Genomic DNA, 20,539 nt, shown 5'->3' on the forward strand with positions numbered 1-20,539 from the left:
GAAGGAATAAATATGTCAGGAACCCTTGTACTTGTTCGTCACGGTCAAAGCGAATGGAATCTTAAAAACCTCTTCACTGGCTGGAAAGATCCAGACCTTACTGATAAGGGCGTTCAGGAAGCCAAAGACGGTGGCGTTGCACTGAAAGATTATGGATTGAAATATGATGTGGCCTTCACATCAGAACTTTCCCGGGCACAAAAAACACTTGGATTTATCCTCGAAGAAATTGGTCAAACAGATATCAATATCATCAAAGATGTTGCACTGAACGAGCGCGACTATGGTGACCTCGCTGGCCTTAATAAAGATGATGCCCGAAAAAAGTGGGGCGAAGAACAAGTTCATATCTGGCGTCGTTCATACGATGTTCCACCTCCAGGTGGTGAAAGCTTGAAAGATACTGGTGCACGTGTTTGGCCCTATTTCATGACAGATATTCTGCCTCGTGTTTTAAAGGGTGAAAATGTTCTTGTGGCAGCTCATGGAAACTCTCTACGTGCGCTCGTAATGATCCTTGATCGCCTTACAAAAGATGAAATTTTGTCGGTTAATCTCGCGACAGGCGTACCGATGGTTTACAAATTGAATGCAGATTCTACCGTTGATTCGAAAGAAGTTTTAGGCGACATGTCTAAAGCTCACTAAGCAATAATCTTTTAAAAGTTCAGGCGGCGTTCACGTTAGCGCCGTCTCCCAACCCAACATTGCTCGTTTGCGTGTCAAACCCCAATGATATCCCGTCAATGCACCCGATTTTCCCAGTGCTCTATGGCAGGGAACCACAAATGAAATTGGGTTAGCGCCTACCGCAGCTCCCACGGCACGAGATGCCTTTGGCCGGCCAATCTGATTGGCGATGGACGAATATGTTGTCGCTTTTCCCATTGGAATATCTAACAACGCCTGCCACACTTCTACCTGAAAATCTGTTCCTATCAAGACAAGCCGAATTGGATTATTTTCTTGCCACGCATCCGGCTTAAAAATCTGTTGCGCATAACTTTGCGTTGCATTTGGGTCTTGCACATAAACTGCCTTTTTCCAGCGATTCATCATATCTTCAAGTGCTGGAATTTCCTCACCTTCATCACAGAAAGCAAGTCCGGCCATACCTCTATCAGTAACCATAATCAATGCGATACCAAATGGGCATTGGTGAAAACCATATCTGATTATAAGCGCCTCACCTCCTGATTTAAAATCCCCTGGTGACATCGCCTCGTGGGTAACAAATAAATCATGCAATCGGCTCGGACCAGATAGGCCTACTTCAAAACTCGCATCTAGAAGCGGCAGCTGTTCATCAGCAAGCAAACGCTTTGCATGATCAATAGTGACAGCTTGCAAAAACGCTTTTGGCGACAATCCGGCCCATCTTGTGAAAAGTTTTTGCAGCTTGGTTTGCTCCATACCAACTTTAACAGAAATATCTTCCAGACTTGGTTGAGAACGGTAATCTATTGAAATGAGTTCAATGACTTGACGGATGACTTCATAGTCCTCGCCATCTGGGGTAATGTTAATTTGCGGTTTAATTGCAATATTCATGACAGTACTCCGAGAAATTCTTATCAGTGACCATTAGAAGACTACATTCAAACTTAGATGACCACCCGATTCTTGACCAAGTGAAAACCACCCACACATTTAAAGTTTATTTGCGCTTAACCGTCGCGAGAGCACTGGAGAAAGCATTCGCAAAACTCTCACGATCATCTGGGTTTAGAAACGAACCCACACATGTTTTTGCCTCTCTTGCAGATATTTTCATGTCTGTAATGCCTATTTCATCATGCCGCGAAACATCAAACCTTGACCAAAGTGGGTTAAATAGATGTTCTCTTTGCCGGCCCGATGCGGATATCTTTTTAATTTTAAGTTCAATTCTTGAAAGGGAAATTTCTTCTCGCGCGCGGCCAGAACGATAGTTTAGCCAAAACGCGCCAAAAATCAGTAGTAGATCAAAACCGAAGAAAAATGCGACCGGCCAAGCGCCTGCAACGAAAAACACAATCATATGCCCGATCGCCATTGCCGATATAATAACAGCAAAAATGATAAAACCCAGACGCCCCAATGATCGGTGCGGTGTCAAAAACGCTTCAAAAATCAGTTTATCATTCATTGCGCATTGCCTTTGCTTCTTAAACATAATTATAGATAGTTCATGAAAAATCCAAAGAATAAAAATATCACTGCGGCAAAGAATACCAAATCAGCTACCAAACGTATGCCCCGATCTCCTTATACAAAGGGCGAGATTAAGGAGATGTTTCGTAGGTTCTCAATCCAGCGTCCTGAGCCAAAAGGTGAGTTGGAACATGTTAATCCTTTTACACTTGTAGTAGCCGTAGCCCTATCTGCGCAAGCAACAGATGCAGGCGTGAACAAAGCCACTCGGGCGCTATTCAAAGTTGCTGATACACCTGAAAAGATGGTCGCGCTTGGCGAAGAAAAAGTTCGCGAATACATTAAAACAATCGGGCTTTACCGCAACAAGGCGAAAAACGTTATCGCGCTCAGCAAAATGTTAATTGAAGAATTTGATAGTATTGTGCCCGAGAGCCGAGATGATTTGATCAAGTTACCGGGCGTCGGGCGGAAAACCGCGAATGTCGTGCAATCAATGGCATTCGGCATACCAACTATGGCAGTTGATACGCATGTGTTCCGAATTGGAAATCGCTTGCGTTTGGCACCGGGTAAAACACCTGATGATGTCGAAGATATATTGATGAAACGTATTCCGGAAGAATATCTCTACCACGCTCATCATTGGCTTATTTTGCATGGCCGTTATTGTTGCAAAGCGCGTAAACCAGAATGCGAAAAATGTGTCATTGCAGATATTTGCAAGTCAAAGGAAAAGACTTGCGATATCCCCGCACCTGCTGTGGAACTTCCTCCGCAGATCATCTAGCGGCATCTTAAGTTAGCGCATATTTCGTGCTTCTTTTTGCATCAACATTTTATGCATATGCACCATCATACCGGCCGCAAAAAATGGTGTTACAAAGTTAAGAATTGGCACGGCCAAGAACCCTGCAATTACCAATCCAGCCATAAATATTTGCGTACTGTAGCGCGATCTTAAACGGCGCGTTTCTTTAGGATCATGATGACGCAAAGCTGCAAATTCAAAATATTCGCGCCCCAACAAATAGCCGTTGACCACAAAAAAAGCGACCAAATTAATTCCTGGAATAAGGAGTAAAAATAAGGCTAGAAGGTTCCCCAGCAGAACGACTACCAAAAACCTCAATGATTGAGAGATCGATTGACCAAGTGGCATTGCTTTGCCGGCTGGGTCATTTGGATAGAATTTTTGCTCAATATCATCGGCTATATCATCAACAAAAAAACCAGACAATAAGGCTGTAATTGGCGAGATCAGCAGCGCAAGTGCGAGCGCTGAGCCAACAGCGGCAAAGATTACAAAGACAGTGGATAACCAAGCAAGCCAGCCTGGTAGATCGGGAATAAAGCCATCCGCATAGGGTATAAAATAACCCGTAATTACATTTTGAAAGCCAAACCATATACCCACAAGAATTAATAACGTAGCGCCTAGTATTTTGAATAAAAGCGCACGCGATCTTGGCGCGAATACATTTTCAAAGGCAGCTTTTGCAGCTTCAATAATCATAAAGATCCCCAAAGTGTCATATTCTCGGTCTATGTGGGGTAAATGAGGTAAATGTTCAAGTACTCATAGTCACTCGCTGCTTGTCTATGCGCAATAAAAAAGGCTATAGCCAACAAGCTTGTCGAAATAGGGTCGGATATGTCCAGAAATACCAAGTCAAAAAAGCGCCTTCACGAAATCATTGATGAGAATGCACTTCAGTCTCGCTTTGAAGAGATTGCCGATGAGTTTGGCGGCGAAAGCGATAAAGCCCGAAGCGCTGTTTTGGAAACAGTAAAAGCGTTTAATGCTAAAGGTCGTGAAAGGGCACGCGAATTACTTTTAGAAGATGGTGGCGGAGTGGCGTGCGCCGAGCGAATTTCTTATCTTGAAGATAAAATAATTCAGAACCTATACACCTACGCAACGGCACACGTCTATAGAGCAGAAAATCCATCAAAAAGTGAAAACCTGTCCGTCATGGCAGTGGGTGGATATGGTCGCAGTACGCTTGCGCCGGGTTCTGATATCGATCTACTATTTATACTTCCATATAAATCCACACCCTGGACTGAACAAATTGTCGAATGGATTTTATACATTCTTTGGGATTTGCGCCAAAAGGTAGGCCACGCCACCCGCAACATCGATGAATGTATCAGGCTTTCCAAGACTGATATGACAATCCGCACATCAATTTTGGAAGCAAGGTATATTTGTGGCTCTAAGGAACTTGCGGAGGATTTAGCGACACGTTTTGGTGAAGAGGTGGTGAAAGACACCGGCACTGAATTTATTGCGGCTAAACTAGAAGAACGTAATGACCGACATCAGAAATCTGGCGATACGGCCTACCTAGTCGAGCCAAATATTAAAGAAGGCAAAGGCGGGTTACGCGATCTACACACACTGTTTTGGATCTCAAAATATTATTATCGCGTCGATACGGATAAGGAACTTATCAAGCTCGGTGTTTTTTCAAAGAACGAATATAATGAATTAAAGAAGGCGGAAGATTTTCTCTGGGCTGCCCGTTGTCACATGCATTACGTAACAAACAAGCCAGAAGATCGGTTATCTTTCGATATACAGCGCGAAATCGCCGCTGCATTGGATTATCAAGATCGCCCCGGATTAAGCGCTGTTGAACGCTTTATGAAACACTATTTTCTGATTGCCAAAGAAGTGAGCGATTTAACGCGCACGTTCTGTGCTGCATTGGAAGCGGAGAATGCGAAACAATCACCACGCTTTACCGATATGTTTCGTCGATTTAATCGTAGTATACGGAAAATTGCAGGAACAATAGATTTTATTGATGAGCATGGCCGCATCGTTATGGCAAACCCGGATGTGTTTAAAAATGATCCGGTAAATCTCATTCGTGTATTTTATTTTGCTGATAAACACGAGATTGATTTTCATCCTAATACTCTCAAACAAATAAAACGCTCTCTTAAGCTGGTCAACGCATCATTGCGCGCAAATTCTGAGGCTAATCGCCTGTTTATTTCGATCTTAACATCGCGAAGATCACCACGTCTTAACCTAAGTCGAATGAATAATTCAGGGGTATTGGGTAAGTTCATTCCCGAATTTGGCAAGATCGTCTCAATGATGCAATTTAATATGTATCATCATTTCACTGTAGACGAACATCTTCTTCGTTCTATCGGTATTTTAAGCAAACTCGAAAAAGGAGAGCTTGAGGAAGAGCATCCGCTCGCCCATAAGTTACTTCCAAACATAGATGATCGTGTCGCGCTTTATGTTGCCGTATTCATCCATGATATTGCTAAAGGCAGGCCTGAGGATCACTCGATTGCAGGTGCGAAAGTCGCAAAAAAACTATGTCCTCGTCTTGGGTTATCAAACTCGCAAACAAATATGGTTGCCTGGTTAATTGAAGATCATCTAACGATGTCTACAGTTGCTCAATCGCGTGATTTAAACGATCCGAGAACTATTCGCGACTTCGCAAAATGTACCCAAACTTTGACACGCCTTAGAATGCTATTAGTTTTGACAGTTTGTGACATATCAGCTGTTGGACCAGGTGTTTGGAATGGTTGGAAAGGTCAACTTCTTAGAACATTATATTATGAGGCTGAGATTTTTCTATCGAGCGGATTTTCTCGATCATCACGCTGTTCACGCGTTGAAAATGCCAGACGAGACTTAGAAAATGCGCTCACGGAGTGGGGTGACGACGAGCGTAAGACATATCTTGCACTTCATTATGATCCCTATCTGATGACTGTTTCTCTTGAAGACCAGATCAGACATGCTGCAATGTTCCAAGAAGCTGATAAAACCGATAAAGCAATACACCATTCGGTCCGAACTCATGCGTTTCATGAAATTACAGAAATCACTGTTTTGGCACCAGACCATCCAAGATTATTCAGTATAGTTGCTGGTGCCTGTGCTGCAACGGGAGCGAATATTGCCGATGCACAGGTTTTCACAACATCTGACGGACGTGCTCTTGATACCATTATGATCAATCGAGCTTTCGAAGATGATGAAGATGAACTGCGTAGAGCAGGTGCAATCGCACGGTTAATTGAAGATGTACTTGCAGGCAAGACTGGTTTGCCGGAAGTAATTGCCCGGAAAAATAGTTACAAAAAGAGCAAAAAAACATTCTCGGTACCGACAGAAGTACGGATCAACAATGAGCTATCTGAAAAGTTTTCACTCATTGAGGTTGAATGCTTGGATAGGCCGGGTGTCTTGTCAATTATCACACAGTCGCTTGCTGAATTATCATTAAATATTGCTTCCGCGCACGTCACCACTTTTGGTGAAAAAGTTGTCGACACATTTTATGTTTGCGATCTTTTCGGACATAAAATTACAAGTAAAACTCGACAAATGCGAATTGCACAATACCTTACACAAGTTTTGAAAGATTCAAAACTTACTGGCAACGTGACAGAGCTTCACAACTATTCTGCACCAGTTGGAGATGGAGGCTCTGCACAATGAGCCTCATAACCAAATTTGCGAGCGTAGGCGGTGCAACAATGGCAAGCCGCGTGCTCGGCTTTGTCCGTGAAATGATGATCGCTGCTTTCTTAGGCACCGGACCAATTGCCGATGCTTTCTATGCGGCATTTCGCTTTCCCAATCTATTCCGTCGACTTTTTGCTGAGGGCGCGTTCAATGCAGCTTTTATTCCCCTCTTTGCGAAAAGGCTGGAAGAAGGTGAAGCATCCGCAAAAGAATTTGCACGAGATGTTATTTCGGTTCTTATTTTTATTCTTCTCATTGTCTCTGCGCTGGCGATCATTTTTATGCCATGGTTGGTCGGAACAATTATCGCACCGAAATTTGCCGCGAATCCCGCAAAGTTTGACATTACAATTCTCCTTACACGCGTCATGTTTCCTTACCTGGCGGCAATGAGCCTTGTTGCCATGCTGTCGGGAATTTTAAACTCTTTACGCAAATATTTCCTTGCTGCATTTTTGCCTGTTCTTCTTAATATCGTTCTTATCGGAGCTCTCGCTTTAGCTGGATTTTTAAAGCTTGAACCTCCACAAATTGGCCTAGCACTTGCGATTGCAGTTACGATTTCCGGCTTCCTACAGCTTGCACTCGTAGCATGGGGTGCCAAGCATGAAGGGTATTTGCCACTCCCTCGCACACCTAAATTCACTGCTCCCGTGAGGCGCCTCCTATGGCTTGCACTTCCTGCGGCACTTACGGGCGGTATTACACAGATCAATTTACTCGTAGGCCAAATTATTGCATCGGCAGAAGATGGTGCCATCGCAGTCATAAATATTGCAGATAGACTTATTCAACTGCCGTTAGGTGTAATTGGCATTGCCATCGGTGTTGTGTTGCTCCCTGAGCTTGCGCGTTCATATAAGGCAGGAAAGCATGAAGAAGCACTTATCTTGCAAAGTCGCGGATTTGAATTTGCATTATTCCTTACATTGCCTGCCGCGGTCGGTCTTGCTGTTCTAACGGAACCGATTGTATCGGTATTGTTTGAAAGGGGCGCTTTTGATGAGGCTGCAACCCTGCGCACTTCTGCAGTTCTGACCGTGTTCGCATTGGGTTTACCGGCCTTTGTTTTGAGCAAAGTTTTCACACCTGCCTATTATGTCGATGAGAATATGCGATGGCCTATGTGGTGTTCTTTGGCCAGTGTTATCGTCAATATTACTGGCAGCCTTATTCTCTTTCCAACATATGGCGTTGTGGGTATAGGCATCTCAACAGCTGCATCAGGATGGGTGAACGCACTTATGTTGATGATACCTTTAATGATCACACAGAAATTTATACCTTCAACTGAAACGAAACGTCGAACAGGTGCAATAATCGCGGCATCTGTAATTATGGGTATAATCCTATTTTTTGCAAACGACAGAATTTTGCCAATATATCGTGAAATGAGCTTTGTCGAAAGTCTTGCTTCCGTGATTGCTATTATTGGCATTAGTGCAATTGTTTACTTTGGTCTTGCCATGATCATCGCAGGAATGAAGAAATCAGACCTGACGCAGGCATTTCGCAAATAGAGCAAGTTAAGCAACCTCTACATGAACGAATTTACTTGACCTTAGAAGGCCGTAAACGCATAACCCACCCAAATTTTAAGACGAAGGGTCAGGCCTTCCACAAGTCTGTCAGGAGAACAAATGTCTGCATTTAATGAATTGGTTTTTTCCGGTATGCAACCCACCGGAGCCCTTACACTTGGAAATTACCTGGGAGCGCTTAAAAAGTTTGTTGCGCTTCAAGACAATCATAATTGCATTTATTGTGTGGTCGATTCACACGCCCTTACTGCTTCACTTGTGCACGATAATCTGGTTGCGCAGACACGTTCGGTAGCCGCTGCATACATTGCAGCTGGCGTTGATCCCGTAAAACATATTGTGTTCAATCAGTCTGCGGTTCCTCAACATGCCGAACTTGCATGGGTATTTAACTGCGTGGCTCGGATCGGCTGGATGAACCGTATGACCCAATTTAAAGATAAAGCAGGTAAAAACCGCGATAACGCCTCGCTTGGCCTAATGGCATATCCAAGCCTGATGGCAGCCGATATTTTGGTCTACCGAGCAACGCATGTTCCTGTAGGTGATGACCAAAAGCAACACCTTGAACTTACGCGTGACATTGCGCAAAAATTTAACATCGACTTTTCAGATCGTATTGCTGAGCTGGGTATTGGCGTTGATATGTCCTATGGAGATAAAGCTGTTTCTGGTTATTTTCCCGTTACAGAACCGCTCATTGGCGGCCCTGCTCCACGCGTCATGAGCCTTCGTGACGGGACAAAGAAAATGTCAAAATCAGACCCTTCTGATCTATCCCGCATCAATATGACTGATGACACCGACATGATCGCAAAAAAAATCAAAAAAGCCAAAACTGATCCAGAACCACTGCCATCAGAACTAGATGGATTACACGCTCGCCCAGAAGCGGACAATCTCATTGGTATTTTTGCAGCACTTTCTGATATCTCCAAGGAAGATGTTTTGAGGGAGTATGGTGGTAAACAATTTTCTGAATTCAAACCCATCTTGTCTGAGCTTATGATTGAATCTATGTCGCCAATTACTTCTGAAATGCGTCGATTGAATGATAATTCTGACCATTTGGATGCCATTTTAAAAGATGGTGCCGAACGGGCTGAGGCAATTGCACAAAAGACAATGAATGATGTGAAAGATATAGTCGGTTTCTTGCGCAGCTGATTTTAATTTCAGTTTGACTTGAAACAAACAGTAATAGGGATTATCTTTCTAGAAAGATTCTAAACTAGCCTCACGCCAATTTTATACAAAGCGAAGAGGACATGGAGAACGATATGTTCATTCAAACAGAAACAACACCAAACCCAGCAACTTTGAAATTTTTGCCTGGTAAAGTTGTCCTTGAAGCAGGAACGGCTGACTTTCCAAATTTGGAGAGCATAAACGGAGCATCACCACTGGCTGAAAAGCTGTTCGAAGTTTCGGGTGTGACAGGTGTATTCTACGGGTATGATTTTATCACTGTGACGAAAGATGAAGCATCTGATTGGCAGCATTTAAAACCCGCGATCTTGGGTAATATCATGGAATACTTCATGTCTGGCGCTCCGGTTATGGCAGGCGAAAATGCTGGCATTCCCACGGATCAGGAAGGTGAATTTTTCGATGAGGCTGATACCAATATCGTCACAACGATTAAAGAATTACTTGAAACCCGCGTTCGTCCGGCAGTGGCACAAGACGGCGGAGATATAACCTTCCATGGTTATAAAGATGGCACAGTCTTCTTACACATGAAGGGCGCATGCGCTGGATGCCCATCATCCACTGCAACACTTAAACATGGTATCCAAAATCTGTTGCGCCACTTTATTCCAGAAGTTCAAGAAGTTGAGGCAATTTAACGTTTTTCAATGCTGATACTTGCCGTCGATACAGCTGGTCCCATGTGTGCGGCATGCATTTATGATACGGCTAATGAAACTTTCTTGAGTTCTATCTCAGAAGAGATTGGCCGTGGGCATGCGGAAGTTTTACCCAGTATTGTCGAGCGCGCACTCAACCATGCTAACCTAGATTTTTCAGATTTAAGCTTGCTTGCAGTCAGCGAGGGCCCTGGATCATTTGCAGGTATTCGCGTTGGAATTTCGTTCATCCGCGCGCTTGCGCTAGCACTTAATATTCCATCTATTGGCATAAGCAGCCTGATTGCCATGGCGCATGCAACCTGCGAAACTGCAAGTCAGAATGCCCTCGCCGCTATTGACGCACGTCGCGGAGAAATCTATCTCGCTGTTGTTGATAGCAACGGATCCGTCGTAATCGAACCGGCAAAATATTCGGTTGAAGATGCAAATATGCTTGTGTCAAATTGTAAATATGTACTCTGCGGAAATGGAGTTGGTGTTCTTGAGACAGACAATTGCCAAATTGCCCATCAAAATGCATCAGCCCCTATTGAGATGATTGCTAAACTTGCTGTACAAAAACTGGAGGCATCTGGTAACCAGATCAAACCTCCAAAGGCACAATATTTGCGAGCAGCAGATGCCAAGAAACAGGCCGGTTTTGTATTAGATAGGCTCTAGAACATGGTCAAGATCGGAAAATTGTTCTCAAATAAACCAGATGTAGAACTGCAGCCAGCAGTATCTGACCAGTCACCCCTTATCGCTGATCTTCATACAAAACTTTTTCGTCGTGGCTGGAGTGCAGACGAATGCGCATCCTTAATAAGCCAAAACACAGTTTTTGGATTTGTCGCACGCCCGATCAATCAATCAAAACCATTAGGCTTTGTGTTATCTCGTGTCATAGCTGATGAGGCGGAGATCCTTTCTATCGGCACAGATCAACGTGCCCAAAACCAGGGCCTCGGATGGCGTATGATGCAAGCTGTTATCGGGGAGGCTTCCAAACGTGGTGCGAAAAAATTATTTCTTGAAGTTGATGAAAATAACGAACCTGCTGTCATACTTTATAAAAAAATTGGCTTTAAGACAGTTGGAAAACGACAAGCTTATTATGACAACGGCGAGGATGCCAAAAGTAATGCGCTTGTATTAGAGTTCAAGCTGAATTAAAGCAATCTTTAAGAAAATGAGAGGGATTGTTTTAAATGGACAGCGAATTATCTCTTGAAGCCAGATGCGCCAAAGCTGGTTTACGGATGACTGAACAGCGGCGCGTTATTGCACGTGTGTTGGAACAATCGGCTGATCACCCCGATGCAGACGAACTACATCGCCGTTCTATTGAAGTTGATCCAAAGATATCCATCTCGACTGTTTATCGTACGGTTAATCTGTTTGAAGAACTTGGAATTATTGAACGGCACGATTTCCGCGATGGAAAATCTCGCTATGAAAGCGTCCCTGATGAACATCATGATCACTTAATTGATCTCAAATCAGGTAATATCATTGAATTTAACTCACCCGAGATAGAAGAATTACAAGAAAAAATTGCTAAAAAATATGGATTTAAGCTCGTTGATCATCGACTTGAACTCTATGGAATTCCCTTGAAGAAGGACTGATGTATGTACACGTTTTTACGTGCTGCTAAAATTATCTTAATACTTAGCTTATTAACCTTTACCCTTCTTCCTTTTTACCTTCTCGCGCTGTTGTTTCGGGATGATATATCACGATATTTTCCAACCATCTGGCATAAAGTTGCCTGTTGGTCTCTTGGCATAAAGATAAATCAACGAGGGTCTGTTTCCAAAAAGCAACCTTTAATGATTGCAGCAAATCATTCTTCATGGATTGATATTATTGCATTGGGGTCCTGCTTTCCGCTGGTGTTCATCGCAAAATCAGATGTAAAAACCTGGCCAATTTTCGGGTTTCTCGCAAAGCTTCAGCGTACAATATTCATTGAACGCACTAGACGCAGCAAAACCAAAGAACAGGTTGGAGAAATTTCTACACGCATGAAACATGGCGATATCGTTGTGCTTTTCCCCGAAGGCACAACATCTGACGGAAATTATGTATTGCCTTTTAAATCGGCTCTTTTTGGTGCGGTTCAACAAGCTCAGACTGATCTTGTTGATCATGAATTATTTATTCAACCCGTTTCAATTGCCTATCTTACCTCACATGGGATTCCCCTCAATCGCTCAAACCGAAGTTTGGCATCATGGCCCGGGGATGTTGAGCTCCTACCACATCTTAAAAACATCATCCTTGAAGGATCTATGGGGATTGAAATTACATATGCTGATCCCATTAAATATACCGAGGATATGAGCCGTTCCGAGATTGCAAAACAATGTGAAACCGCTGTTCGTAGTTGCTTGAATGCATCCCTACGGCAATAATTTATTGCCTATGGCGCTACGCCATCTATGCAAGGACAATATTTGCCTGTAAATAGCGCTCCATGAGCACTTTGGATAAACAAACACCCCAGCAAACAAGCGGCAAAGAGAAGAAGGTTTTTATCAAAACTTTTGGCTGCCAAATGAATGTGTATGATAGTGAGCGCATGAGTGATGCGCTGGCAAAAGATGGCTATTCCGAAACGACAAATGTTGACGATGCAGATCTTGTTTTGCTCAATACCTGTCATATTCGCGAAAAAGCAGCGGAGAAAGTTTATTCAGATCTTGGCCGGATTAATAAGACAAAAGAAAAACGCCTAGCCGCTGGCGGCAAAGATATGAAAGTCGCTGTTGCAGGCTGCGTAGCACAAGCTGAGGGCAAAGAAATATTGCGCCGCTCACCAGTTGTGGATTTGGTCATTGGCCCTCAAACATATCACCAACTGCCAAATGCCCTGGAACGTGTACATCAAGGCAAACGTGTTGTTGAAACCGAATTTACAGAAGACGACAAATTTGAACATCTGCCAAAGGCGGAGAAGAAACAAATTCGCTCTCGCGGCGTAACAGCATTTCTAACCGTTCAAGAAGGATGTGATAAGTTTTGCACCTTCTGTGTTGTGCCTTATACGCGCGGCTCAGAAGTTTCTCGCCCTGCAAATCAGCTGATATCAGAAGCTGAAAGCCTTGTTGCCGCTGGTGTGCGTGAAATTACTCTACTTGGACAAAATGTGAATGCTTGGCATGGCGAAGGCGGTGATGGGCGCGAATGGGGCCTTGGTGAACTTTTGCATGAACTTGCGAAGATTGAAGGGCTGGATCGGCTGCGTTATACGACAAGTCATCCGCGCGATATGGACCAGTCTTTAATCAATGCTCATCGTGATATTGAAAAACTGATGCCGTACTTGCATCTACCTGTGCAGTCGGGTTCAGACAAAATCTTGAAATCGATGAATCGCCGCCATACACGCGATGAATACATCAAACTCATGAAACGCATCCGCGATGCTCGCCCTGACCTAGCGCTGTCCGGAGATTTTATTGTCGGCTTTCCCGGTGAAACTGAAGAAGACTTTGAAGATACGCTTGACCTCATTAGACAGGTTGAATATGCGCAAGCCTATTCATTTAAGTATTCACCTCGTCCGGGCACTCCCGGTGCGGATTTTGATAATCATGTGCCGGAAGATATCAAAGCGGATCGGCTAAAACGCCTTCAAACCTTGCTCGCAGAGCAGCAATTAGCTTTCTCACAACAGTGTGTTGGCAAGGACATTGATCTTCTTTTAGAGAAAAAAGGTAAGAGAGAGGGACAGTTGATTGGTCGCTCTCCATGGCTCCAAAGTGTAATTGTTGATGCAAAAGAGTCACAAATAGGCGACATTATAAAGGTTCGAATCACCAGAGCGGCTCCAAACAGCTTGGAAGCCGATATTATCTAGCCAGAATAAACTGGTTAAAAATATTCAGGAGTCTACACTTTTGACAACACGGCACATGCCTTCAAATTCAAATTCCTCTACCCAAAATGGTGCATCTGACACCACTCAAATCGAACTTACTTTTGATAATAATCGCCTCGCGACCATACTTTTCGGCCAATATGACCAAAATCTAGCGCTCATTGAACAAAAACTTGGCATCGACGCGCGCGCGCGCGGTAATAACGTGCTTCTCAATGGTTCAGAACGCGAGACAAATCAGGCAAAACGAGCACTTGATTATCTTTATGATCGCCTCCTGAAAGGTGAAGAAGTCGTCGCATCCGATGTTGATGGCGCAATCCGTATGGCCATTGCAGCCGATGATCAATTAAGTTTACCCACGATGGAAAGCGCCGCGAAGTTGACAATGGCACAAGTTTCAACACGCAAAAAAACACTGCAAGCACGAGGCCCAGCACAAGACGCTTATATTCGTGCAATGGAACGCGCAGAACTTGTATTTGGCATTGGCCCCGCTGGAACAGGTAAAACTTACCTTGCCGTTGCTTATGCTGCGCAATTGCTGGAGCGTGGACAAGTAGAGCGCATTATCCTATCTCGCCCTGCTGTTGAGGCTGGAGAACGTTTAGGTTTCTTGCCCGGAGATATGAAAGACAAAGTTGATCCTTATCTAAGGCCATTATACGATGCACTATATGACATGATCCCAGGCGATAAGGTTGAGCGCGCATTAGCCGCCGGTGTTATTGAGATTGCCCCCCTTGCCTTTATGCGTGGCCGTACACTGGCAAATTCTGTGATTATTTTAGATGAAGCACAAAACACAACACCTATGCAAATGAAGATGTTCCTCACGCGCTTAGGTGAAAATGGGCGTATGATTGTAACTGGTGATCCAAGTCAGGTTGACCTTCCGCGCGGTGTTAAATCAGGCCTTATCGAAGCGTTGGATGTACTACGCGGCATCGAAGGTATTGTAGCCTGCAGGTTCCGCGATACCGATGTTGTGCGCCACCGCTTGGTTCAAAAAATTGTAACTGCGTATGATAACAAGTTTAGCGAAACAAAGAGCCAAGATAGCAGTGAGTAATACATTTCCAAATGTTATCCATAATATCGCAATCGAAGCTTCACACTGGATTGATGAAAGTGAATTATTTTCTTTAGCAACAAAGTGTATTGATGCCTGCAATACATGGCTTAGCAAACATGAAAACCAAATATTTCCTGAAGAAGATATGGAATTGTCATTGCTCTTCACCGATGATGCTTCTATTCAACAAATCAACGTGAAATGGCGCGCGATGGATAAACCGACCAACGTGCTTTCTTTCCCAACAAAAGATTTAGGATCTGATGACACGCCGCTGCCCTTATTGGGCGATATTGTGTTTGCGTATGAAACAATTGAGCGCGAAGCAATCGATCAAAATAAGAGTTTTGATGCACATTTAAGCCACTTAATGATACATGGTTACTTGCATCTTTTCGGTTTTGATCACATCGAAGACAAAGAAGCCGAGCATATGGAATTAACCGAGACTGGAATTTTAGCTTCAATTGGCCTATCTAATCCGTATAATGATGCTTAACCTGGCAAATAGTAAAAGAGAAAATGAACCAATATAACGCGGCGACGCAAGCTCAAACAACAGAGCAAGACTTAATGGGCGAACAGCCCGAAGAAGGCGACAGTCGATCGGAATCTTCAAACGACATTTCCACTAAAACAAGATCCGGGTCAGGATTTTGGCAAAGACTTAAGCGTGCAATTTTCGGACGTAATGGTGCCGAATCTTTACGTGAAGATATTAGTGAAGCACTTAAAAACAGCGATGGCCTCGATTCTGCTTTTTCTGCTGATGAACGAGCGATGCTGGATAATATACTGCTCATGCGTGAAGTTCGAGTTCATAAAGTCATGGTTCCGCGCGCAGATATTGAAGCTGTTGACCGCTCCATTACATTGGGTGAGTTATTGACGGTATTCGAAAGCTCCGGCCATTCCCGCATGCCAGTTTTCAATGAAAATTTGGATGATCCAAAGGGTATGGTTCATATTCGAGACCTATTGGCTTATCTTACCAAACAAGCTCGAAATGGTCGTCGCTCATCAAAATCACCAACATCGAGAACACAGGCCAAACCTCTTGATTTAACGCGCATAAAGCTTGACAAAACACTTCAAGAGGCAGGCATTATCCGCAGTGTATTGTTTATCCCAGAATCCATGCTCGCGGCTGACCTTCTAAAACGAATGCAGGCTACGCGTACTCAAATGGCTTTGGTTATTGACGAATATGGCGGCACCGATGGTCTTATTTCGCTAGAAGATATTGTTGAGATAGTCGTCGGCGACATTGAAGATGAACACGATGACGTTGATGGTCCTCTCATCACATCAATGAATGATGGTGTCTGGCAGGCTGATGCTAAAGCAAGTATTGAAGAATTAACACCAATTATCGAAACTGACCTTACACGCAGCGAAAATGCTGAATATGCTGATACGTTAGGCGGGTTGATATTTGCTAGCTTGGGCCGCGTTCCTGTTCGCGGTGAAGTGGTTCGAATGGTGCCTAAGTTTGAGTTCCATATTATGGAAGCTGATGCACGTCGCATTAAGCGTGTTGAAATTGTACGCCTCAAAACACGTCGCGCGCACAAAACGATCGCCGACACCAATGATGAGGCAGGTAATGACACAAACACGACCGCGGCTGAATAATTGGATATATAATTATACATATCCCCTACAATTTGTTGAAAATTGACCTCAACCTTTTTGGATGCGCTTGTTCTTAATGCATACAGTCAGATAATCTTACTGTCGTGCACGTAAACGATTCGGCTGTGTTACAATTGGCTTTACAAATATTAAATAGCTGTAAATCCAATCTCGTTGCCGACAACCCTAGGAGTTAATGCCTGACATGTTGGATAAAATTTCCGGCTATATCATGCTGTCCTGGGGAGTTCCTCGATTTGTAATTGCTTTTGGGGCCGGAGCGGTTTTGAATTTGGCGCTCGCTCCCATTCATTTTTTTGCAATTATATTCATCTCATTTCCAATATTAATCTGGCTATTGGATGGCGCTAGTGGGCAACCCGACAAAGGGCTTATAAATCGGCAAATACCTGCTTTTTTTTCCGGATGGAGCTTCGGTTTTGGATACTTTGTTGGTGGGTTGTGGTGGCTAGCCAACGCCGTTATCACAGGAGGGGATGGAGCCTATTGGGCAGTTCCCTTTGCAATCTTCGGATTGCCAGCGTTTTTGGCGATCTTTTTCGGTTGCGCGACAGCATTTGCGAGAATGTTCTGGAAAGATAATATATCTAGAATTCTGTTACTTTCTGCGAGTTTAGGCATTTTTGAATTCCTACGCGGACATATTTTCACTGGGTTTCCCTGGAACACACTTGGATATCTCTCAATGCCATCTCCAATTGCAATGCAATCGGTGGAGATTGTTGGCATATACGGCATGACCATATTGACTGTTGTCGTGGCATCAACACCTGCGCTTTTCGCCACAAAAACAGGCCTTAAAACAGGCCTTTTTATCAGCTCGATACTCATTACTCTACATGTAGGTTACGGATTAATCGCATCCCATTTTAATGGTCCAGAAACAACGAGTTCCCACATCGTTCGAATTGTGCAGCCTTCAATTAATCAGTCGGAAAAATGGGATACAACCAAAAGAGAAGAAATATTTGAGACTTATTTAAAATTGACGGCAGACGATGAGGCAGAAGGCAGTGAGCGCCCATCCATCATTATCTGGCCAGAAACATCGGTGCCCTATATTTTAACCAAGACCCCAGACGCATTGGCGCAAATTGCGGATACATTGGAATTGGGACAAACATTGATTGTTGGCGCAGTTAGGCTCGAAGGTGACGGACTTAACCCAACGGATAAATATTATAATTCTATCCATGTTATCGATGATGAAGGTCAGATTTTGGATTCTGCCGACAAGGCTCACCTTGTTCCATTCGGAGAATATCTACCCTTTGAAAAATTTGCTCGAAACATCGGCCTCACGCCACTTGCTGAAACATTCGGTGGATACACGGCAGCAACAGGACAGAAGACCTTAAAACTTCGCGATGGGACAGAATTATTACCCCTCATCTGCTACGAGGCAATTTTTCCTACATATACAGGTGACAACCAAACCACGGCACAATTCATTGTCAATGTTACAAATGATGCGTGGTATGGCATATCGCCTGGCCCTTATCAGCACCTACAGCAAGCGCAAGCAAGATCCATTGAATCTGGCCTACCAATGTTACGCGCTGGCAATAATGGAATATCAGCGGTGATCGATAACCGCGGCTCAATTTTGTCTGGAATGGGATTGAATTTTGTCGGGTTTATTGACCACTCAGTTCCACCCAAAAGAGGCACTATTTGGAGTGAGCAGTCACGAATTTATGCCTTTCTCCTAATTCTAGCCTTAATTGGCGTAGTAGTATTACGGATGCATTTACAAAGGCGCTAAGCAGAGTGGTCGCAGTATTTCTTGGGGAAATTTGCTTAGTTAGTATTATTTAGTTTATATAGATCTGTAAGCAACGCTATAACTGCTTACTTAGCACAGTTAAGTACTCCTGAATTTCATGAGTATAATACTAATAATAAACAACATATAAGTGCTCCGTAAGGATATATTTATGACAGCCATTAAGAAAACTCCGAATCCAATAGACATACATGTCGGAAGCCGAATCCGCTTAAGACGTACCATGTTGAGCATGAGCCAAGAAAAACTTGGTGAAGCGCTTGGAATTACTTTTCAACAAATTCAAAAATATGAAAAAGGGACCAATCGCGTTGGTGCCAGTCGCCTACAAAATATCTCATCTGTTTTGAATGTTCCCGTTGCTTTTTTCTTTGAAGACGCTCCTGGTGACCCACAAACTGGTCAAGGCGGTATGGCCGAAGCAAACAGCTCAAACTACGTTGTTGATTTCTTGTCTTCATCAGAGGGCTTGCAGCTCAATCGCGCATTTATCAAAATTGAAGACCCGAAAGTGCGGCGAAAACTTGTTGATCTTGCAAAAGCTCTAGCAGCAAGCAGCGATTCATCTGACAGCTAATAAACCAATACATCTCTAGAATCCAAATTGCCTGCGACTGATTTCAACCCAGTCGCAGGCAATTTCTGTTTTAACAGTATTTATATTACGTTTTATAAAGAAAATTCCTTCATAATATCAAAACAATCATTTGCACATATCAAGATATATTTATATCCTTGTATTATATTTTCGATTTACGTAAAAGGTTATACAAATAATTAGCTAGACAATCGACTAAGCGAGGAATCTCATGGCACGCGGTAATTATCTTTTCACAAGCGAATCTGTTTCAGAAGGTCATCCAGATAAGGTATGTGACCGAATTTCGGATGAAATTGTAGATCTAGTGTATAAAGAAGCTCGCAAAACAGGGATGGACCCATTCAAGGTTCGCGTTGCATGCGAAACTCTAACAACAACAAATCGTGTCGTGATTGCCGGTGAAGTCCGCGTGCCAGATACACTCCTTAAGAAAGACAAAGCTGGAAACATCGTCAAAGACGCTGCTGGCCTTCCCGTTGTAGCTGCTGGACGCTTTAGATCAGCTGCGCGACGCGCAATCCGCGATATTGGCTATGAGCAAGACGGTTTCCACTGGAAAACAGCACGTGTGGATGTGCTTCTTCACGGTCAATCACCGGACATCGGTCAGGGTGTTGATAGTGCTGCAGATAAACAAGGTGAAGAAGGTGCTGGCGATCAGGGCATAATGTTTGGGTACGCATGTCGCGAAACAGAGGCACTTATGCCCGCACCAATCTATTATTCGCACAAAATTCTGGAACTACTCGCTGCTGCCAGAAAATCCGGTGAAGGCGATGCGGCCAAACTAGGACCAGACGCAAAAAGTCAGGTCACGGTCCGTTATGTTGATGGCATACCGCATGAAGTAGATTCAATTGTGCTTTCAACTCAGCATCTTGATGAAAGTTGGGATCAAAAGAAAGTTCGCCAAGTATGTGAACCATATATCCGAGAAGCTATGGGTGATTTACCAATTGCTGAAGATTGCACATGGTACATTAACCCGACAGGAAAATTCGTCATTGGTGGCCCTGACGGGGATGCAGGCCTTACTGGGCGTAAAATTATCGTGGACACCTATGGCGGTGCAGCGCCTCACGGTGGTGGCGCTTTCTCAGGTAAAGACACGACAAAAGTTGACCGCTCTGCGGCATATGCCGCACGTTATTTAGCCAAAAATGTCGTGGCGGCAAAACTTGCTGATAAATGTACTATCCAACTTTCCTACGCAATTGGCGTTGCGCAACCTTTATCAGTCTATGTTGATTTGCATGGCACTGGTAAGGTTTCAGAAGACGTTATCGAGGCTGCCATTCGTGAAAACATGGATCTCTCTCCAACAGGCATTCGCAAACATCTTGATCTTAACAAGCCAATTTATGCCCAGTCTGCAGCTTATGGTCACTTTGGTCGTAAACCTGGTAGAAACGGCTCGTTCTCTTGGGAAAAAACAGACCTTACGGCTGCTTTAAAACAGGCAGTAAAGAAAGCAGCTTAGAAATTTTCTGAG

20 protein-coding genes are annotated in these 20,539 nt (G+C 43.8%); 17 read left to right on the forward strand and 3 right to left on the reverse strand.

The features are described 5' to 3' along the window. Positions 1-12: 12 nt before the first annotated feature. Positions 13-648, forward strand: coding sequence for a 2,3-bisphosphoglycerate-dependent phosphoglycerate mutase (locus tag AB2J24_RS05230; RefSeq protein ID WP_162654296.1), 636 nt, complete (start codon positions 13-15; stop codon positions 646-648). A gap of 30 nt (positions 649-678) precedes the next feature. On the opposite strand, the gene AB2J24_RS05235 is transcribed toward AB2J24_RS05230, so the two are convergent. Beyond that, complete coding sequence (locus AB2J24_RS05235; protein WP_367384696.1) at positions 679-1,551, reverse strand: methylated-DNA--[protein]-cysteine S-methyltransferase; 873 nt, start codon at positions 1,549-1,551, stop codon at positions 679-681. Positions 1,552-1,657: 106 nt separating this feature from the next. Further along, positions 1,658-2,155: a DUF2244 domain-containing protein gene (locus tag AB2J24_RS05240; RefSeq protein ID WP_420883620.1), complete on the reverse strand. Its 498-nt coding sequence runs from the start codon at positions 2,153-2,155 to the stop codon at positions 1,658-1,660. Positions 2,156-2,170: 15 nt separating this feature from the next. Here AB2J24_RS05240 and nth point away from each other — a divergent pair, with 15 nt between their 5' ends. Further along, complete coding sequence (gene nth, locus AB2J24_RS05245; RefSeq protein ID WP_162654299.1) at positions 2,171-2,923, forward strand: endonuclease III; 753 nt, start codon at positions 2,171-2,173, stop codon at positions 2,921-2,923. Between the two features lie 12 nt (positions 2,924-2,935). Here nth and AB2J24_RS05250 read toward each other — a convergent pair whose 3' ends face one another. Beyond that, positions 2,936-3,649 (reverse strand): sulfate transporter family protein, encoded by a 714-nt coding sequence (locus AB2J24_RS05250; RefSeq protein ID WP_367384698.1) that lies wholly within the window; start codon positions 3,647-3,649, stop codon positions 2,936-2,938. 138 nt (positions 3,650-3,787) lie between these two features. On the opposite strand from AB2J24_RS05250, the gene AB2J24_RS05255 reads away from it, so the two are divergent. The 15 genes from AB2J24_RS05255 (at position 3,788) to metK (ending at position 20,527) form a co-directional block, all read left to right on the forward strand. After that, positions 3,788-6,619, forward strand: a complete 2,832-nt coding sequence (locus AB2J24_RS05255; RefSeq protein WP_367384699.1) for a [protein-PII] uridylyltransferase — start codon at positions 3,788-3,790, stop codon at positions 6,617-6,619. Continuing rightward, positions 6,616-8,166 (forward strand): murein biosynthesis integral membrane protein MurJ, encoded by a 1,551-nt coding sequence (gene murJ / locus AB2J24_RS05260; protein WP_367384700.1) that lies wholly within the window; start codon positions 6,616-6,618, stop codon positions 8,164-8,166. The genes AB2J24_RS05255 and murJ overlap by 4 nt, the downstream gene beginning before the upstream one ends. 120 nt (positions 8,167-8,286) lie before the next feature. Next, positions 8,287-9,354: a tryptophan--tRNA ligase gene (gene trpS / locus AB2J24_RS05265; RefSeq protein WP_162654303.1), complete on the forward strand. Its 1,068-nt coding sequence runs from the start codon at positions 8,287-8,289 to the stop codon at positions 9,352-9,354. 113 nt (positions 9,355-9,467) lie between these two features. Continuing rightward, entirely contained in the window at positions 9,468-10,037 is a 570-nt protein-coding gene (locus tag AB2J24_RS05270; RefSeq protein WP_162654304.1) for a NifU family protein, read from the forward strand. Between the two features lie 9 nt (positions 10,038-10,046). Beyond that, positions 10,047-10,721: a tRNA (adenosine(37)-N6)-threonylcarbamoyltransferase complex dimerization subunit type 1 TsaB gene (gene tsaB / locus AB2J24_RS05275; RefSeq protein WP_367384701.1), complete on the forward strand. Its 675-nt coding sequence runs from the start codon at positions 10,047-10,049 to the stop codon at positions 10,719-10,721. 3 nt (positions 10,722-10,724) lie between these two features. After that, positions 10,725-11,216, forward strand: coding sequence for a GNAT family N-acetyltransferase (locus AB2J24_RS05280; RefSeq protein WP_162654306.1), 492 nt, complete (start codon positions 10,725-10,727; stop codon positions 11,214-11,216). Positions 11,217-11,251: 35 nt separating this feature from the next. After that, positions 11,252-11,671: a Fur family transcriptional regulator gene (locus AB2J24_RS05285; RefSeq protein ID WP_162654307.1), complete on the forward strand. Its 420-nt coding sequence runs from the start codon at positions 11,252-11,254 to the stop codon at positions 11,669-11,671. Positions 11,672-11,674: 3 nt separating this feature from the next. Beyond that, positions 11,675-12,460, forward strand: a complete 786-nt coding sequence (locus AB2J24_RS05290; protein ID WP_162654308.1) for a lysophospholipid acyltransferase family protein — start codon at positions 11,675-11,677, stop codon at positions 12,458-12,460. Between the two features lie 62 nt (positions 12,461-12,522). Further along, entirely contained in the window at positions 12,523-13,908 is a 1,386-nt protein-coding gene (gene miaB / locus AB2J24_RS05295) for a tRNA (N6-isopentenyl adenosine(37)-C2)-methylthiotransferase MiaB (RefSeq protein ID WP_367384702.1), read from the forward strand. 55 nt (positions 13,909-13,963) lie between these two features. Next, entirely contained in the window at positions 13,964-15,001 is a 1,038-nt protein-coding gene (locus tag AB2J24_RS05300) for a PhoH family protein (RefSeq protein WP_367384838.1), read from the forward strand. Continuing rightward, entirely contained in the window at positions 14,994-15,503 is a 510-nt protein-coding gene (gene ybeY / locus AB2J24_RS05305) for an rRNA maturation RNase YbeY (protein WP_420883621.1), read from the forward strand. Before AB2J24_RS05300 ends, ybeY begins: the two co-directional genes overlap by 8 nt. 74 nt (positions 15,504-15,577) lie before the next feature. Continuing rightward, positions 15,578-16,639: a hemolysin family protein gene (locus AB2J24_RS05310; RefSeq protein ID WP_367384840.1), complete on the forward strand. Its 1,062-nt coding sequence runs from the start codon at positions 15,578-15,580 to the stop codon at positions 16,637-16,639. 205 nt (positions 16,640-16,844) lie between these two features. Beyond that, complete coding sequence (lnt, locus tag AB2J24_RS05315) at positions 16,845-18,425, forward strand: apolipoprotein N-acyltransferase (protein WP_367384703.1); 1,581 nt, start codon at positions 16,845-16,847, stop codon at positions 18,423-18,425. A 172-nt stretch (positions 18,426-18,597) separates the two neighbouring features. Then, a complete protein-coding gene (locus tag AB2J24_RS05320) occupies positions 18,598-19,023 on the forward strand; it encodes a helix-turn-helix domain-containing protein (protein ID WP_162654311.1) in 426 nt (141 codons plus the stop codon). A gap of 232 nt (positions 19,024-19,255) precedes the next feature. Beyond that, the gene (metK, locus tag AB2J24_RS05325; RefSeq protein WP_162654312.1) at positions 19,256-20,527 is read left to right on the forward strand and encodes a methionine adenosyltransferase; all 1,272 of its coding nucleotides are present in this window, start codon (positions 19,256-19,258) and stop codon (positions 20,525-20,527) included. Positions 20,528-20,539: the final 12 nt, after the last annotated feature.

The organism is Lentilitoribacter sp. EG35 (assembly GCF_040784015.1).
Taxonomy (GTDB): domain Bacteria; phylum Pseudomonadota; class Alphaproteobacteria; order Rhizobiales; family Rhizobiaceae; genus Lentilitoribacter.

Coding starts and splice junctions, on each gene's coding strand:
- AB2J24_RS05270 (WP_162654304.1), top strand. CDS start 9,468: ATGTTCATTCAAACAGAAACAACACCAAACCCAGCAACTTTGAAATTT.
- tsaB (WP_367384701.1), top strand. CDS start 10,047: ATGCTGATACTTGCCGTCGATACAGCTGGTCCCATGTGTGCGGCATGC.
- AB2J24_RS05310 (WP_367384840.1), top strand. CDS start 15,578: ATGGGCGAACAGCCCGAAGAAGGCGACAGTCGATCGGAATCTTCAAAC.
- miaB (WP_367384702.1), top strand. CDS start 12,523: ATGAGCACTTTGGATAAACAAACACCCCAGCAAACAAGCGGCAAAGAG.
- AB2J24_RS05240 (WP_420883620.1), bottom strand. CDS start 2,155: ATGTTTAAGAAGCAAAGGCAATGCGCAATGAATGATAAACTGATTTTT.
- AB2J24_RS05235 (WP_367384696.1), bottom strand. CDS start 1,551: ATGAATATTGCAATTAAACCGCAAATTAACATTACCCCAGATGGCGAG.
- murJ (WP_367384700.1), top strand. CDS start 6,616: ATGAGCCTCATAACCAAATTTGCGAGCGTAGGCGGTGCAACAATGGCA.
- nth (WP_162654299.1), top strand. CDS start 2,171: ATGAAAAATCCAAAGAATAAAAATATCACTGCGGCAAAGAATACCAAA.
- AB2J24_RS05280 (WP_162654306.1), top strand. CDS start 10,725: ATGGTCAAGATCGGAAAATTGTTCTCAAATAAACCAGATGTAGAACTG.
- trpS (WP_162654303.1), top strand. CDS start 8,287: ATGTCTGCATTTAATGAATTGGTTTTTTCCGGTATGCAACCCACCGGA.
- AB2J24_RS05250 (WP_367384698.1), bottom strand. CDS start 3,649: ATGATTATTGAAGCTGCAAAAGCTGCCTTTGAAAATGTATTCGCGCCA.
- lnt (WP_367384703.1), top strand. CDS start 16,845: ATGTTGGATAAAATTTCCGGCTATATCATGCTGTCCTGGGGAGTTCCT.
- AB2J24_RS05230 (WP_162654296.1), top strand. CDS start 13: ATGTCAGGAACCCTTGTACTTGTTCGTCACGGTCAAAGCGAATGGAAT.
- AB2J24_RS05285 (WP_162654307.1), top strand. CDS start 11,252: ATGGACAGCGAATTATCTCTTGAAGCCAGATGCGCCAAAGCTGGTTTA.
- AB2J24_RS05300 (WP_367384838.1), top strand. CDS start 13,964: ATGCCTTCAAATTCAAATTCCTCTACCCAAAATGGTGCATCTGACACC.
- AB2J24_RS05255 (WP_367384699.1), top strand. CDS start 3,788: ATGTCCAGAAATACCAAGTCAAAAAAGCGCCTTCACGAAATCATTGAT.
- AB2J24_RS05320 (WP_162654311.1), top strand. CDS start 18,598: ATGACAGCCATTAAGAAAACTCCGAATCCAATAGACATACATGTCGGA.
- AB2J24_RS05290 (WP_162654308.1), top strand. CDS start 11,675: ATGTACACGTTTTTACGTGCTGCTAAAATTATCTTAATACTTAGCTTA.
- metK (WP_162654312.1), top strand. CDS start 19,256: ATGGCACGCGGTAATTATCTTTTCACAAGCGAATCTGTTTCAGAAGGT.